This is a genomic window from Pseudoalteromonas prydzensis, assembly GCF_001661495.1.
In the GTDB taxonomy this organism is placed as follows: Bacteria; Pseudomonadota; Gammaproteobacteria; order Enterobacterales; family Alteromonadaceae; genus Pseudoalteromonas; species Pseudoalteromonas prydzensis.
Map to the genome: position 1 here is coordinate 354,612 of NZ_BDDT01000001.1, position 14,851 is coordinate 369,462.

General features: G+C 41.1%; 15 protein-coding genes. 3 read left to right on the forward strand and 12 right to left on the reverse strand.

Annotated features, from left to right (window positions below; all coding sequences use genetic code 11):
* Positions 1-5 precede the first annotated feature (5 nt).
* A complete protein-coding gene (locus A7968_RS01470) occupies positions 6-1,205 on the forward strand; it encodes an alkaline phosphatase family protein (RefSeq protein ID WP_064664802.1) in 1,200 nt (399 codons plus the stop codon).
* A gap of 129 nt (positions 1,206-1,334) precedes the next feature.
* On the opposite strand, the gene A7968_RS01475 is transcribed toward A7968_RS01470, so the two are convergent.
* Positions 1,335-2,078, reverse strand: coding sequence for a zinc-dependent metalloprotease family protein (locus tag A7968_RS01475; RefSeq protein WP_064664803.1), 744 nt, complete (start codon positions 2,076-2,078; stop codon positions 1,335-1,337).
* Positions 2,079-2,150: 72 nt separating this feature from the next.
* Positions 2,151-2,849: a protease inhibitor BamI-like protein gene (locus A7968_RS01480; protein WP_064664804.1), complete on the reverse strand. Its 699-nt coding sequence runs from the start codon at positions 2,847-2,849 to the stop codon at positions 2,151-2,153.
* Between the two features lie 457 nt (positions 2,850-3,306).
* Here A7968_RS01480 and A7968_RS01485 point away from each other — a divergent pair, with 457 nt between their 5' ends.
* Positions 3,307-4,281 carry an ATP-grasp domain-containing protein gene (locus A7968_RS01485; protein ID WP_064664805.1) on the forward strand — a complete coding sequence of 325 codons (975 nt, stop codon included), beginning with the start codon at positions 3,307-3,309 and terminating at the stop codon, positions 4,279-4,281.
* A gap of 50 nt (positions 4,282-4,331) precedes the next feature.
* Here A7968_RS01485 and A7968_RS01490 read toward each other — a convergent pair whose 3' ends face one another.
* Genes A7968_RS01490 through A7968_RS01505 form a run of 4 tightly spaced genes read right to left on the reverse strand, consistent with a single transcriptional unit; the run spans position 4,332 to position 8,274 of the window.
* Positions 4,332-5,660 (reverse strand): sensor histidine kinase, encoded by a 1,329-nt coding sequence (locus A7968_RS01490; protein ID WP_167542947.1) that lies wholly within the window; start codon positions 5,658-5,660, stop codon positions 4,332-4,334.
* Entirely contained in the window at positions 5,650-6,342 is a 693-nt protein-coding gene (locus A7968_RS01495) for a response regulator transcription factor (RefSeq protein WP_064664806.1), read from the reverse strand. The genes A7968_RS01490 and A7968_RS01495 overlap by 11 nt, the downstream gene beginning before the upstream one ends.
* Positions 6,343-6,383: 41 nt before the next feature.
* Positions 6,384-6,917: a hypothetical protein gene (locus tag A7968_RS01500; protein ID WP_064664807.1), complete on the reverse strand. Its 534-nt coding sequence runs from the start codon at positions 6,915-6,917 to the stop codon at positions 6,384-6,386.
* 46 nt (positions 6,918-6,963) lie between these two features.
* The gene (locus A7968_RS01505) at positions 6,964-8,274 is read right to left on the reverse strand and encodes a DUF5666 domain-containing protein (RefSeq protein ID WP_064664808.1); all 1,311 of its coding nucleotides are present in this window, start codon (positions 8,272-8,274) and stop codon (positions 6,964-6,966) included.
* 209 nt (positions 8,275-8,483) lie between these two features.
* Here A7968_RS01505 and A7968_RS01510 point away from each other — a divergent pair, with 209 nt between their 5' ends.
* Positions 8,484-9,641 carry a benzoate/H(+) symporter BenE family transporter gene (locus A7968_RS01510; RefSeq protein WP_064664809.1) on the forward strand — a complete coding sequence of 386 codons (1,158 nt, stop codon included), beginning with the start codon at positions 8,484-8,486 and terminating at the stop codon, positions 9,639-9,641.
* Positions 9,642-9,826: 185 nt separating this feature from the next.
* Here the strand turns inward: A7968_RS01510 and A7968_RS01515 are convergent, their stop codons facing one another.
* The 6 genes from A7968_RS01515 to A7968_RS01540 form a co-directional block, all read right to left on the reverse strand.
* Positions 9,827-10,864 carry a DUF2955 domain-containing protein gene (locus tag A7968_RS01515; RefSeq protein WP_064664810.1) on the reverse strand — a complete coding sequence of 346 codons (1,038 nt, stop codon included), beginning with the start codon at positions 10,862-10,864 and terminating at the stop codon, positions 9,827-9,829.
* A gap of 9 nt (positions 10,865-10,873) precedes the next feature.
* Complete coding sequence (locus A7968_RS01520; RefSeq protein WP_064664811.1) at positions 10,874-11,935, reverse strand: HlyD family secretion protein; 1,062 nt, start codon at positions 11,933-11,935, stop codon at positions 10,874-10,876.
* A 3-nt stretch (positions 11,936-11,938) separates the two neighbouring features.
* Positions 11,939-12,415, reverse strand: coding sequence for a MarR family transcriptional regulator (locus A7968_RS01525; protein ID WP_064664812.1), 477 nt, complete (start codon positions 12,413-12,415; stop codon positions 11,939-11,941).
* 187 nt (positions 12,416-12,602) lie between these two features.
* A complete protein-coding gene (locus A7968_RS01530) occupies positions 12,603-13,487 on the reverse strand; it encodes a spermidine synthase (protein ID WP_064664813.1) in 885 nt (294 codons plus the stop codon).
* The gene (locus tag A7968_RS01535; RefSeq protein ID WP_064664814.1) at positions 13,480-14,100 is read right to left on the reverse strand and encodes a fused MFS/spermidine synthase; all 621 of its coding nucleotides are present in this window, start codon (positions 14,098-14,100) and stop codon (positions 13,480-13,482) included. The genes A7968_RS01530 and A7968_RS01535 overlap by 8 nt, the downstream gene beginning before the upstream one ends.
* 181 nt (positions 14,101-14,281) lie before the next feature.
* On the reverse strand, positions 14,282-14,782 hold the full coding sequence (locus A7968_RS01540; protein WP_064664815.1) for a lactoylglutathione lyase family protein: 501 nt from the start codon (positions 14,780-14,782) through the stop codon (positions 14,282-14,284).
* Positions 14,783-14,851 lie beyond the last annotated feature (69 nt).

Consider the following 14,851-nt stretch of genomic DNA (forward strand, 5'->3'; position numbering starts at 1 on the left):
TCCAAATGAAGTTTTTGCTTATTTCAGCTCTATTACTTAGCTTTGTCACTCACGCTCATGCATTACAAAACTCTAATAACACAGTCGTGCTTATTTCACTGGATGGTTTTCGCTGGGATTACATCGAAAAGCACGGTGCAAAAAACCTTGCTAAAATTGCCAAGCAAGGCGTGCGAGGCAGCAAAATGCAACCTGTTTATCCAACTAAAACCTTCCCTAACCATCTTTCTATCATTACCGGTTTGTTACCTATAAACCACGGTGTGGTAGATAATCGTTTTTGCGATACCAAACGCGCCGAATGCTATAGCATGGGTAAAGGTAGGGACGATAGCACGTGGTTTAATGGTATTCCGCTGTGGAATTTAGCTACTATGCAAGGGCTAAAATCTGCGACCTATTTTTGGCCAGAATCGGATGCCCGTTTTAATGGCATGACGCCTGATTATTACTACCATTATTCAAAGCACAGTGATTACCAAAACCGCATAGAGCAAATTATTCAATGGCTAAAACTCCCTGCACCGCAGCGTCCACAGTTAGTGATCAGCTATTTTTCATTGGTTGATAGCATAGGACATAAATACGGCCCTGATGCTGAGCAGACAAAACAAGCGGTGCAACAAGTTGATGCGTTAATGGGGCAATTACAACAGCGCCTTGATGCACTGGAGCAAGAGATTAACTTAGTTATTGTCTCTGATCATGGCATGAGCACGGTTGAACCAAATCAAAGTATTGCCATCAGCAACTTACCTAAAGATGATAAATTTATGGTTAAAAACACCGGCCCTCGAGTGTTAATTTATGCCAATGAAAACACCACTGCAGCAGATATCAGCAGTTACAAAGCACGCTTAAGCAAAGCGGCCAAGGGTCGCTATACAGTGCTGACTGATAATCAGCGAGCGCAGTATCATTATCAAAATAATGGCCGCACTGGTGATATTATTTTACAAACCACCGCCCCACGAAGTTTCGCTGATAGCGGGGAAGTTAACTATTTGGGCACCCATGGCTACGCGTACAGCGATGATATGGCCGCAACCTTCATTGCTAATGGCCCCGCATTTAAACAAGGTATTACCCTTGATAAAGTCAATAACCTCGATATTTACCCACTGATTGCTAAAGTGTTAGGTATTGAGCTTTTGAGCAAGATTGACAGTGATGGGGCTACACTTTGGCCAGCTTTAAAAAACTAAGCTGAGCTATCACTAGCGACAGTTCATCATTAGCTTGATTGAACTGTCACTAGCTTAAGTAAAAAGAGCGCAAAAGCGCTCAAAAGGGAAAAACAATGTACTAAAAATAACGTTTATTTGAAGTTGGCTTTATTTGAAGTTGGCAATGCTGTTTTTTGTTTCGTTAACAGTGCGCCAAGCAAACGACTCGCCAGTTACACCATAAGGAAGGCCATTCACGCTCCAACTTGGATTAGAAAAATAATCGTATTGTGTAGCGCTACCAAAAACATGCGGGTATGCCATAATACTAGCAAATTGATTTTGCACACCATGACCCATACCATCTACATAAACACCACCAGAGGTATCACCTTGTTTACGTGAATGCAGTAAACCTTGATTATGCCCTAGCTCATGCACAAACGTTGTAGCTCCACAATCAACAGCTGTAATGCTATACATACTGTTACTTGATGAGCTATATAAACTACCATTGCTGCCATTGCCAACCCAGGCAATACCACAGGAGATTAAGTTACTACCGGCACTTTGACCCGTACCAAGGACTGCAACCATATCGGCCCCCCAGCTATCACGTAAACCTTGAATATAACTGCTATTAGTTACTGAGTTTAACCAGCTGCTCGAAGGAGTAATGGCATGATTACCTAAGTTTTCGCTACCAACTAGGCGCAACGTAATATCAACACCATTTTGGCTGTATACCTGGTTACTAAAAGCAATATATTGATTGATTTTAGTGTTAATGTTGGTTGTTGCCGCGGCGGCTTGATCAGTATATAAAATCGCAATATCAATGGTTGCCGCATGGCTAGTCGTTGCCATTCCTAATGCACAAAGTGCCGCTAAAGAAGTGAGTCGTGTCTTCATCTTATTTCCTTGTTAGTTATGTTATATTGCCTATTGAATTCAAACCTTATAAAAATTACCTGTGATGAATTTTTATAAGTTATTAGTTGCTGCTTTTGGAGCAAAAGGGTCATCCCCATCACTTGGCTGAGCAGAGGGTTGGTTAGTTACTTGGTGTTCAATGTGATTTTTATAAAGATCGCGCTTAGCTGCTAGCCAGCCATATTGACCTTTACTTTCAAACACATAATTACCACTGGGGGCAGTAAACTGGCCATATACAGCGTCATTTCCAATAGTCAGCACTGTGGTATGAAACCGTCCATCAGCACCAATAACACGACCGAATACACTTTTATCGCCATTACTAGCAGCAATCACATTGGTGACTTCAGCGCTGAAGGTTTCAGCTGTCTGCGGGATCGCTAAATCAAAGCTATCACCTTGTTTAAGCTTTCTTAGTGCAGCTAAGTCAAATTCAACATAGGCTTCATTTTTTAAATCAGTCGGTAATACACCCGCAGCTTTTAGCACCTGCTTCGCGTTGTCTGATAAGCGGTTAATGGCATCAAAGTCGCTATCAGTTTGCAGCGTATCTGCAGCGCTGGTCACAACGTCCTTAGGCAATGATTCGCTAGGCAAAGGTTTAGCTATCGGTGCAGCAACCACAGCAACATTTTTTTCATTCACTGGTGTAAACACAGGTGTTTTTACCTCTTCATGAATAGCGTATTCATAGATAAAAAACAGACTGAGTGGAACAATGATAATAAATGCAATAGCTTTCTTCATTTGTTTCCCATTAAGACCCAAAGGTTAATTTAGTGTTAACCATAAATCGAAACAAAAAAAATCGCAAGCACAAAATTGTTACCGATAACAAAAACAAGGAAATAAAATATCTTCATACTAATCTGCATGTTAAAAATATTTTAGATCGTGATAGTGGAATAGTTAATTTGAACTGTCTAAACAATTGAGGATAAAATTAACAATAAAATATCATATTTCCCTTTTATAGGTCTTGCTATCTATTTGCATTTATGCACTTTTGTTGAAGTGTAAATGCAGCCTTACTCGAAAAATAAATTATCGTGACGATAAAATTTATTTGTTTTACTACTGATCCGACGAGCTTCATACTCCGCGTCTTTTGCCGCAGACTCTGAGCCATCACGAGCGCCGGTGAATATCTATCGCGTAGTGAGCCAATTTCTGTGAGCTGCGAACAAACTCAAGGGGAATTACCATGCGTGGTTGGATCATTTATAAAGACAGTGCAGGCCTGCTAAAACAAGAAACTTACGAAGTCGAGCGTTTATTAGCAGCAGCTCAAGAAGAGGGCATTGATTTACAAGTTTTCTCACCGGATCAATTTGATTTAACCATCACCCGTGAAGACGGCAAAAGCATTTTAATTGACGGTGTAACCACCACTTTACCTGATTTTGTAATTCCACGAATGGGCGCTAGCACCACCTATTTTGCATTAGCGATTATTCGCCACCTTGAGCGTTTAGGTGTGTATTGCGTAAACAGTTCGCAATCAATTGAAACCGTAAAAGACAAATTATTTGCACAACAAATTTTAGCCGAACGTAACCTACCCACCCCAGATACTATGCTAGTGAAATTTCCAGTCAATATAGACTTAGTAGATAGACAAATTGGTTTTCCGGTGGTGATAAAAACGCTATCAGGCTCGCAGGGCAGTGGCGTATTTTTATCAAAATCAAAAGGCGAATTTGATGATCTAATGCAGCTAATTGAAGCAACAAATCCACAAGCAAACATCATTTTACAGCAATTTGTTAAATCGAGTCACGGCCGTGATTTGCGAGTACTCACTATCGGCGGTCGTGCTATTGCATGTATGGAACGCAACTCGGGTGGCAAAAATTTTAAAGCAAATGTTAGTGCCGGTGGTACGGGTAAACCACACCCAATCACGCCAGAAATAGAATGGCTAGCAACTCAAACCGCCAATGTGTTAAACCTTGACGTGGCAGGCATTGACTTATTATTTGATGATAACCATTTTAAAATTTGTGAAGCAAATTCAAGCCCCGGTTTTGAAGGTTTAGAAGCGGCATTAGGAATTAACGTAGCCCGTGAAATCTTACACTTTATTCGTATTCGTTTAGGTATTTTTGACCGTCCAGAAAACTTAAGTTTAAGCTTAGATGACAACACAGTAACTGAGTTAGCGCGCTCAAAAGCGTGATTAAGCGCTGTGACTAGTCACCTAAGTTAACGTCTTGGACGTGGGTTTAGCTAACGTAAAATCGCGGCAGAAAACCCCTCGCTATCACTTTGTAAGCTAAGCGTTAGTTGGTGGCGGGCGCAAATTGCTTTTACTGTCGCTAACCCTAAACCAAAGCCTTCATGTTGGCGAGCTGGATCGGCTCGATAAAAACGCTTTGTCAGTTGGCTAAGTTGCTCTTGACTCACCCCTTTGCCAGTATCACGAATAGCGATTATATTCAGGTCAGTATAAATTACAATATTGGCACCAACGCCCGCATATTTAATTGCGTTATCTAGCAAGTTAAACACGGCTTGGAACAGTAGATTTTTATCCCCTTGCAGGTGCATAGAACCATGGCAATCAAAAGTTATTGTTTGTTGCTGTTGCTCAGCACTTGGTTGTAACATTTCAATGAGATCTGCAAGTAATAACTGGCAGTCGACTTGCTGCATAGCCAATGGAAACTTACCATGCTCTAAACGAGTTAGTTTTAGCATGGCATCAAATGTATTAATAATGATATCAAGTTGTTCGATATCAACACCAATCTGAGGATAACGCTGAGCTTGTTGCTCTAAGTTTAGCCGTAACCGCGTAAGCGGGGTTTTAAGGTCATGGGCAATGTTATCAGTGATCCCTTGCACTAAAGCAAAGTTCTCTTCTACTGCATCCAGCATGGTATTGATATGCGCCCCTAATCGGTCAAATTCATCGCCTTTTTGATGGTGCTCAATACGCGCCGATAAATCACCATTTTGTACTTGCTCTGCCGTATTATTGAAGTAATGCACGCGACGTAAATGTCGTCGTGCAAAAATATAACCAAACACGCCTGTTAATATCAAACTAATTAAGCATGCCCAGATAGCAATGGTTTTAAACTCAACGATCAATCGTTGTAAATGTTCAGTTGCCGTGGCAAGCACTATATCACCATGTTGAGTACGTACTATGCCTGTCGTTAATAAACGAATTTGCCCGCGTTGTGCGTCTAACACAGGAAAAACCACCGTCCGTGGCAAAGTGGGTATATCCTCTGGTAAAAAGCTTAATTGCTGACTTTGCTCACCTTCACTTTGCCAAAATATAAGTAAATCGCCTTCACTGCGAAATACCTCCAGTTGCGCAAAAAAACTATTTGCTGAAAACTCACTGGCAAGGCCTTCGATCCTTACTTGCTCAGCAGCCAAACGTCGTTCAACTTGGCGACTTTGCTCACCTAATAAAAGTTGGTAAATTAGCACAACCGTCAATGCCAGCATCACCGCCATAATAACAGCAAAGCCGAGCGTTAAACGCCACACCGAACTATTACGCGGATCAAATTGACGCCAAATGGAATCGTTAATCGGCATAATTTTGCTCTTTAGCAAGGCGATAGCCCACCCCGCGAATGGTTTCAATATGAACTCCGGCATCGAATTGCTGTAACTTTTTACGTAGCCGTGCAATGTGAACATCAATAACGTTGGTGCCAGGATCAAAATGGTACTCCCATACAGCTTCAAACAATAGTGTACGGGTGACGAGCTTACCTTGATGTTCTAATAAAAAGCGTAATAACTTAAATTCTTTTGGCTGTAAGCTCAGTACTTGCCCAGCGACTTCAGCTTTGTGATTGGCGTAATCTACCTGTAAGTTTGCTAAACGAAGGATAGTATTAAGCGGTGGGTGAGCAACTTGGCGTTTAATCAAATTTTCTGCGCGAATTGCCAGCTCAGAAAAAGCGAAAGGCTTTACAAGGTAATCATCACCACCGGCTTTTAAGCCAGTGACACGATCATCAACTTTATCAAGCGCAGACAAAATAAGTACTGGGGTCATCTTTCCTGTCGCGCGTAATGCGGATAAAACTTGCAAACCATCGAGTTTCGGTAACATCCGATCTAAAATAATAATGTCATACTCTTCGCAGGTACTCAGTAGTAAGCCTTGTTGACCGTCCGCCGCCGTATCAACGGTATAGCCTTGTTCACTAAACGCTTTATAGAGAAAATTACGATTTTGCTTGTCGTCTTCTATCAGCAATAACTTCATTCGTCGCTTCAACTTAAATTAATCAATCGGTGCATAGCCGGTTAGTTTCCCCAACGCAGTAAAGGCAAGTCTTTACCTGTTGCCAAATCAATGGCTTTTTTATGGCGTCCTTGTGCTGTGATAAAAGTAGCGACCATATAAGTCACTCCCATATCTTGTTCAAGCTGCGCTTCAATAAGGTATTGATGGGCAGGATCATGCATTTTGCTCACGAGGCCGTGCATGGTATAGCCTTTACGGCGCATTAGCTCTGCGGCGGCAATCTCCTCTTGTTCATCAAGCTCAGGGGCGTTGTACTCAAGTTCAATCAAGCTGCCGTTTTGATCTACTAATAACTCAATAAAGCGCGCGTTACTAGCCTGATATAATGTGACCTCATACGTGGTATTGCCTTTTTCAAACTCAAGCTCAAATTCCACAATTACAGCTGTATTGGTATATTCATTATCAATTTTTTGTAAAATGGCGTTCGGGGTTGGCGCGTTTGCATTATGCAGTTTATCAAAAATAGCAGAGCTGGCTGCAATACTCACCGAAGTGACAAACAACAAGCTAACTAGCAGTAATTTTTTCATGTGCTTACCTCAAAGCACAACCGCTAGAGCGGCTGTGCTTTTTCAATTAATCGTCGAGCCGACATGCAGCAACTTGCTTTTGTGCAATCCATTGGCATTCAAGTTCAACATACTGAGAAAGGTATTGTTCGAGAGAATCATCCTCACTAACGTAACCCCATAAGCTTGCTTGCGTGTTTGCATCACCAGTAACAATACCGCTTAAATTAAGTGGCTCGTTCGCATCCATTAGCTCAACTTCACTCACCGTATTTTTATCATCGGCGATAATGCCTTCCAGTTCAAGCCATTGGCCGTCTATATTATTTAGCGTTAAGCCATCATCAAACACGGTTTGGTTATTGAGCATAAATTCAATTCCATTAATTGTTGCTACAGAGTTTGTGTAAGTTACCAGGCCAGCTACTGAAAATGCACTACTGGGATTCAAAACAGCGTCGTTGTCAAAGTCAAACTCAATCTCTTGTGCTACAAACCAATTGTGTGCTTGCTGCCATAGGGCATCAATTTCAACAAATCGTCCAATAGCCAGATCAGCCTCAGTTCCCTCATCATAACGAGTTTGCGCATTCATACTGACTTGCCATTGCCCATTAATAGTCATTAAGGTTGAATCATTATTTAGCCACGTAATTTGCCCAGCTAACTGGCTATCCGTGTCATCATCTAAATTACTGTGTTGCTTGGCATCAACTTCGCTTGCCAACAATTGCTGACCATTCATAAAACCTTCAACTTCAACGAACTGTCCATTAACAAGGGAGCCATCAATATCTGCTTGCTGATAATTAATATCAATATTACCTAACGAAAATGTCCCCAGTTGGGTATTAAGCGCAGAGATCACACCTTCTACCTCCAACTCGGTCTGGTTATCGTTGATTAGTTGCTGATAGGTCACTGTTAGCGTGTTGTAGGCGCTGTGATAACCACTGACTTCAACTAAATCACCATCTTTAAAACCACTGCTATCAAAGCCTGTTAATGCCACACCCGCAATGTTGATATCGTTACCCTGAATTTGCACAGGGCCTTTAAAATTAGGGTCGTAATCTATCTCTGTAGCACGACTGCCATTGGTTTCAACTTCAACCATCATGCCCTTTTTTAGTTGTTTTAATGAGCCATCTACACCATCAATCTCAACCTCTGCATTGCTTGCAGGGATCTCATGCTGGTTCACTGTTATTGTTGTTGCGGTTGTTGCGGTTAACTCACCAATTAATACGCTTGGTAACTGCGTAGTAGGCGGAGTGAGCTCATTGCTCTGCGAATTACTACTGCCACAAGCTGTTAATGCCAGTGTCAGTGCTGATAATGAAATAACCTGAGTGATATTTTTTTGCGGGCTGTGCATAATTAACTCCAAATGTAGTCGACTGAATAACCTGTTTATGCCGAGCACTATAACTAGCCATAAATATCAACAAGGTGGAGAAAACATTAAATTTTGTTAATGTTTACTTAAGTGAGTAATACCTTAGTCAAAAATAGCTTACTACGACTAGCATCACTGCAATATTTATGTATAACTAGAGCGATAAGACTTATCGCTCTAGGAATTTCATGCAACTTTCAAATCAGCTATTAAATCGCTTAACCGCAGGCTTAGTCGCTGTGATCATTGGCTTTACCAGCTCTATCGCGCTCATTTATCAAGTTGTTATTGTACTCGGTGGTACAGCTGAATTAGTTGCCAGCTGGGTACTGATGCTAGGCCTCGCAATGGGTGTAACATCAATTGGTCTATCGTATTATTATAAAATTCCCATCTTGATTGCGTGGTCAACAACTGGCGCCGCTTTACTGATCACCAGTGCCCAAGGCTATAGTTTAAATCAAGCGGTGGGCGCATTTATGTTCAGCGCCTTACTCGTGTTTATTTCTGGTATTACTGGCTGGTTTGCAAAAATAATGGAGCGTATCCCCAGTCAAATAGCCTGCGCTATGCTTGCAGGTGTACTGGTAACATTTGGCATTGATGTATTTAACTTTATGAGCGAAACACCGTTACTCATCGGGGTCATGGTGTTGGTCTATTTAGTCTGCAAACGGCTCATACCACGTTTTACTATGTTAATGGTGCTCATTGCAGGCTTTGTTATGGCTGGCGTCACAGGGCAAATTGATACCAGTAGTTGGCATTGGAAAATGAGTGAGTTTGCGTTTATTAGTCCAGAATTCAATTTGCAAGCAATGATAAGCGTGGGTATTCCGCTTTATATTGTCACTATGACCTCACAAAACTTACCCGGAATTGCGGTGTTAAAAGCCCATAATTACCCAGCCCCCGTTTCTGCTGCGCTCAACGTAACTGGCCTCACTAATATTTTAATTGCCCCATTTGGTGGTTACGCCATTAATTTAGCGGCCATTACCGCTGCAATTTGCATGAGCGAAGACGCTGACAGCAACCCTAACAAACGCTACTGGGCAAGTATTGCTGGCGGTGGTTTTTATATTTTAATGGCCATAGGCGCAGCAACATTAGTAGGATTAGTCGCAAGTCTTCCGCAAGCACTTATTTTAGCACTGGCTGGGATCGCTTTATTTACCACCATAGCATCGAGTTTACAGCAAGCGTTGTCAGACAGTTATTACACTGAAGCGGCCATGATAACCTTTTTAGTAACAGCCTCTGATCTCACTTTGTTCTCTGTTGGCTCAGCATTTTGGGGCATACTCGCAGGCGGGCTGACTTTATGGCTGATCCCACGAAAATAACACTCGCAATAAACCAGTTTAGCGCATCGTTGAGTAGCCATTGTGCTAATTAGTGGTTTATAAACTCACGCCAACAGTGATCATTATTTAAACACACTTAGTATAGCAAGATAATAACCGCCCTAGTGCATAAGGAACTGACTAAGGCGGTTATTATTCAACTATTCAACTATTCAACTATTCAACTATTCAAAAGTATGGTGTCTTGTCGCGCTAAAACGGTTAAGAATATGATGCATAATATACACTGCACATAAGCTGACAATAATGGCCACAGAAACCGATGCAAACCGATACAGCGCGCTGTAAATCAAATCTTGACCAGGACCTAGAGACTGACCAAATAAAATCCCAAAGGTGGTGATAATACCAAAGCCAACACCTGGGATCCCGCCGCCGATAATATGATAACGACTAAAAATAAAGGTCAAAATCCACAATATCAGCGCTGGGAAAAGCAAAATGTCCGTGTGGTTATATAAAAATAACTGTGACACCAGCGCCAAATTACAGCCAATTAAAGTACCGATTGCTCGTTGCCAGCCAGCCATTCCCGCGGCTTTCCAACACAGCGGAAACAAAATTAAAATCGAGGCTGCTTGCGCTGAAATTGAATCTTGTAAATCAAAGACTTGAAAAAGCACAAAGGATAACGTCGCGACGGTTGCACATAACAGTACTTCATGGCGAATGCTCTCTTTTGCTTTAGTGGGCATTACGCGAGCTTGGCGCGGGGCAACATCAGGAAACATAAAGTGCATTAATACCGCGGTCAGTACCGTGACTACAACCGCTAAACCATTGCTTATAATTAGCGGATAAATACTGGTGCCATTGCCGACATAACTGGCAAAGTGCAATTGAATAGATAAACTCACCACACTCAAAGCACCAAATAAAAAGTTAGATCCACGGCTCATTTGATAAAATAAAAACGTAAATGCTAAAAAGCTCAACATGGTCATAACCACAGGTAAATGCGAAAACAACCCTTGCACAATCAGCACAAATAAAGCACTAAATACGGCACTGGCAAAAAACTGACGAATTATATGTGCATTTAAAATCGGCACTAAACCAAGTAACAACATAGGATAAACGGTAAAGAAAATCCCATTAGGCCAGTTCATTAACTTACATAGGCTAAAGCCTAGGGCACTGCCACCGGCGATACGAAGTGCTTGACGAAGGCCATTTTTATCAAGGACATATGGTGCTGACATGTTGCCCCCTTAATAAATAAAATGCAGTAAGCTGATCAAACGAATTTGTGCACTGGCACACCATTGGCCTATTGTAGATTCAGGTAATAATTGCACTGTAGCCCGTGCCCCACTGGGTAACTTACTCAGTAATTGCGGCTGCTCTAAATTTATATGAATACGTTGACGCTGCGCATCCCGCACCCAACGATTACTGTTCTCGGTGCTACTCAGTAAACCATTAGCACTAAGTTGGCCATCACTTACACCCGCTTCAAATGAGCCTATATTGGCGTCAAAAACCTGCCCTGGTAAGGCATCGAAAGTGACTTTAGCTCGGCTACCTAAAGCAAAATTTGCTAATGATTTTTCACGAAAATCAGCCACAAGATCAGCCTTATTTGCCACAATGGCTAACAATGGCTGGCCTTTACTAGCAAAAGTCCCCGAGCTCACTTGTAAGTTTGCTACTTTTCCATCGGTATCCGCAGTCACTGTGCTGTAGGATAAATTAAGCTCAGCCTGAGCTAATTGATTCTGCGCATGACGTAACGCAAGGTTGTCATCTCCTAATTGACCGCGGGCTAATTTTGCCTCGGTTAACTGCGCCTCAATCGCTGCCACATTTGCTTTACTTGATTGAAAATTAGCACTGATGGTTTCATATTCTTGCTCTGAAATAGAGCGTTTTTTCAATAACGATTCACTGCGATCAAATAACAACGTTTGCTCATGTAATTTGGCATTACCCGCAGCTAGCTGAGCTTCAATCGCTTTAACACTACTGTCTAGGCGCTGGTTTTGTAACTGCGCATCTGCAAAAGCCAGTTGCGCTTGTTCAACTGCTAATTGAAATGGAGCCGCTTCAATTAAAAATAATGGCTCGCCTTTGTTTACCGCTTGATTATTGTTCACCAATACTTGATTAACGCGGCCACTAACTTGCGGGGTAACTTGGACAACAGGATGATACACCCGCGCTTGTGGCGTCACCGGTAAATACATATCAGCAACAACAAAATAGACAAATAATAAGATAAACCCGACTAATGATATTTTTACATAACGGGCAAATTTTTGATCTGGTGTCATTCTTTATTTCTCTTGGCTTAAAAGTGTTAAACAACGGCGCGCATTCTCTTCCATTTGTACTAGTCCATACGCCATCGTATCTAATTGCGCTGTGGTTAGTCCTGCATAAAGTTGCAGCTTAACATCGACGATCAACACTTTAAGTGTACTCAGCAATTGCTGACCTTGCTCGGTAAAATAAATTTTTCTACTGCGCTTATCGTCTTCATCTACGCGTCGAGTAATTAGCTGTTGCTGCTCAAGCTGTTTAACCGTGCGAGTTAGTGAAGGCATTTCAATCCCTAAACTGTGGGCTAACTGTTGTTGCGTTGCCCCCTCTGACAGATGGTTTATGTGGATCATCGCAATCCAACGCGATTGTGTTAAACCTAATGGCTCAACTGCTGCAGTGATCGCTTCTCGGCACAAACGATGTACGCGGCCCATATTGCCGCATAGGGTTAAATCTAACGTTTCATGAAAAGGAATTGGTGAAGTCATAACATATTCCATTTATTTAGCATGCTAACTAGTTTACAGTAGTTAGCATGCTAAGTAAATATTACGTTTATGTACTTACTTTCCAAAAGGGGCCGTTCTAAGCAGGCGTGTAATATATAATAATTTGATTTAAATAAATTTTTCTTGGATTTTTAATAGCCAGCAAGCTGGCCATTAAATAGCGAATTTAAAAATTAAGTAGGTTAGCAGGAGAGTATTGATCAGTCAGAATTTTAGTGTCACTTGGCCAGTCTTGATTATTTTTGGTGGACTGCATACCTTTACTAATCGCTTTAATATCCACATCATAAGGGGACAGTAACGGAGCTAATTTTTTTACACGTGCTGCAATACTTTGCTCTGTTGGCATGTTATCAAAGCCCGCCAAAATAATGCGGTTACTGTTTTTTTCAGTGATAACATTAATGAAGTCACCAAATACAGCATGATAAGTTGCCGATTCATGTTCATACAGCTTACTTGATGAAAACGTATTAGCGGCCACAATACCATTAGGTGCTAGTACACTTTTTACTTCCTCAAAAAACTCTTTAGTCAGTAAGTGCTCAGGGATGTAATCACCATTAAAAGCATCGAGAATAATCCAATCGTACTGCTGCTTTTTAAGTGCGGCGCGTTTTACAAAAATACGTCCATCTTGGACCTTTGAAGTTACTTTATCCGTTTCTTTAAAATCAAAAAAATCACGCGCAACCTTAATAACTGCAGGGTCTATTTCAACATTTTCAATACTGGCAGTAGGGTATAGCTGATGAATAACATTAGATAATGTACCACCGCCAAGGCCAATAATAAGCACATTTTGTGGGTTATCTATCATCAATAAACTAGCAAAAGTGAGCTTTGTATAGTTAAACACTAACTTTTGAGGCTTGCTTTTATACATGCAGCTTTGACTGCTTTTACGGGTTTTTTCGTCAAACTTTAAACAGCGTAAGTCACCGGTTTCTTCAACTAAAATATTACGATAAAGCGAACGCTCTTGGTGAATAACATCAGCGTAAGCACTAAAAGCAGTTAACAATAAAGCAGCTATTAAATACTTAAACATGCTTAGTCTCCTTATTAGTTAATTGATTAACAGCAATTGCTAATAAACCTAATAACCCCAAGGTAGTCGCAAAACCTAAAATAATGGTATTTACATCAAACGCGAGCACCATATAAAACGAAGTGATAATAGTGCCAAGCGCACTGCCCAAGGTGCTGACAAAGTATAAACCACCCGCAACTTGACCGCTGTGTTCGCTATCAGTCACTAACAAACGTACTGAATAAGGTGAGATCATACCTAAGATAATAGTTGGCACAAAAAACAATGCAGTAGAGGCAAGCAATGAACCATAGCGGCTATCTTCAATATGAGTAAAAATAAACTCCATTATCGGCTCTGCAAACAATGCAATGGGCACCACCATAATGCTTGCCAATAAGAATATTGAACCGTATTTAGTTAACGAAGGGCGCTTAATTGATAACTTACCGCCAAGCAAATAACCAAATGACAAACTCAGCATAAACACAGTAATAATGCTGCCCCAAATATGCACACTACTGCCAAAAAATGGCGCTAAAATTCGCCCACCTAATAGCTCAATTCCCATGATACTAAAGCCGCTACTAAAGGCTAAAAAATAAATTAATGCGTTGGTTTTATTTAACATTCAGTTTGTTCTTATTATTTTACAGTGAACTCATCTTATCGTGATGAATAAAAACTGGCCAGCTTTTATACTGTAAAGGGCGTTTACAAATTGATTGTGTTAAGCAATTTAAATCAAGCAACTGCAGCTTTGTATCAATAAAATAAGGATGCAGCCATACAGACTGCATAATAAACTCAGTTTAATAAGCGCCTTCACTATAAATAAGCTCATAGCTGTGGCTGTATATCTCTAGGATATTACCAAACGGGTCTTCCATATAAATCATACGGTAAGGCTTTTCGCCAGGGTAATAATAACGCGGCTCTGCCATACGCTTTTTACCGCCGGCTGCAACAATACGCTCAGCTAGCTCTTCTAGATGAGGGTCTTGCACACAGAAATGGAACACACCGGTTTTCCAATACTCAAAGTTATCGTCTGGGTTTTGTTGGTTTTTGAATTCAAATAGTTCAACACCAATACGATCGCCTGTTGATAAATGCGCGATCCGAAATTTCTCCCAGTTGGCACCAAAGACATCAGTACACATTTGCCCAATTGCGCTATCATCTTCAATTACTTCGGTCGGTTTCATAATCACATACCAACCTAAAACTTGAGAATAAAACTCAACGGCTTTTTCAAGATCCGGCACTGAAATACCAATGTGTGAAAAATTACGCGGATAAACGTTACCCATAATCTGTACTCCTGCTCACCAATATTTATTAGAGCGGCTACTTTACGAACAACAGTACATTAAGTAAAA

Bases quoted from the DNA above. Each gene is read 5' to 3' on its own strand.
- A7968_RS01470 (WP_064664802.1), top strand. From the start codon at position 6: ATGAAGTTTTTGCTTATTTCAGCTCTATTACTTAGCTTTGTCACTCAC.
- A7968_RS01475 (WP_064664803.1), bottom strand. From the start codon at position 2,078: ATGAAGACACGACTCACTTCTTTAGCGGCACTTTGTGCATTAGGAATG.
- A7968_RS01480 (WP_064664804.1), bottom strand. From the start codon at position 2,849: ATGAAGAAAGCTATTGCATTTATTATCATTGTTCCACTCAGTCTGTTT.
- A7968_RS01485 (WP_064664805.1), top strand. From the start codon at position 3,307: ATGCGTGGTTGGATCATTTATAAAGACAGTGCAGGCCTGCTAAAACAA.
- A7968_RS01490 (WP_167542947.1), bottom strand. From the start codon at position 5,660: ATGCCGATTAACGATTCCATTTGGCGTCAATTTGATCCGCGTAATAGT.
- A7968_RS01495 (WP_064664806.1), bottom strand. From the start codon at position 6,342: ATGAAGTTATTGCTGATAGAAGACGACAAGCAAAATCGTAATTTTCTC.
- A7968_RS01500 (WP_064664807.1), bottom strand. From the start codon at position 6,917: ATGAAAAAATTACTGCTAGTTAGCTTGTTGTTTGTCACTTCGGTGAGT.
- A7968_RS01505 (WP_064664808.1), bottom strand. From the start codon at position 8,274: ATGCACAGCCCGCAAAAAAATATCACTCAGGTTATTTCATTATCAGCA.
- A7968_RS01510 (WP_064664809.1), top strand. From the start codon at position 8,484: ATGCAACTTTCAAATCAGCTATTAAATCGCTTAACCGCAGGCTTAGTC.
- A7968_RS01515 (WP_064664810.1), bottom strand. From the start codon at position 10,864: ATGTCAGCACCATATGTCCTTGATAAAAATGGCCTTCGTCAAGCACTT.
- A7968_RS01520 (WP_064664811.1), bottom strand. From the start codon at position 11,935: ATGACACCAGATCAAAAATTTGCCCGTTATGTAAAAATATCATTAGTC.
- A7968_RS01525 (WP_064664812.1), bottom strand. From the start codon at position 12,415: ATGACTTCACCAATTCCTTTTCATGAAACGTTAGATTTAACCCTATGC.
- A7968_RS01530 (WP_064664813.1), bottom strand. From the start codon at position 13,487: ATGTTTAAGTATTTAATAGCTGCTTTATTGTTAACTGCTTTTAGTGCT.
- A7968_RS01535 (WP_064664814.1), bottom strand. From the start codon at position 14,100: ATGTTAAATAAAACCAACGCATTAATTTATTTTTTAGCCTTTAGTAGC.
- A7968_RS01540 (WP_064664815.1), bottom strand. From the start codon at position 14,782: ATGGGTAACGTTTATCCGCGTAATTTTTCACACATTGGTATTTCAGTG.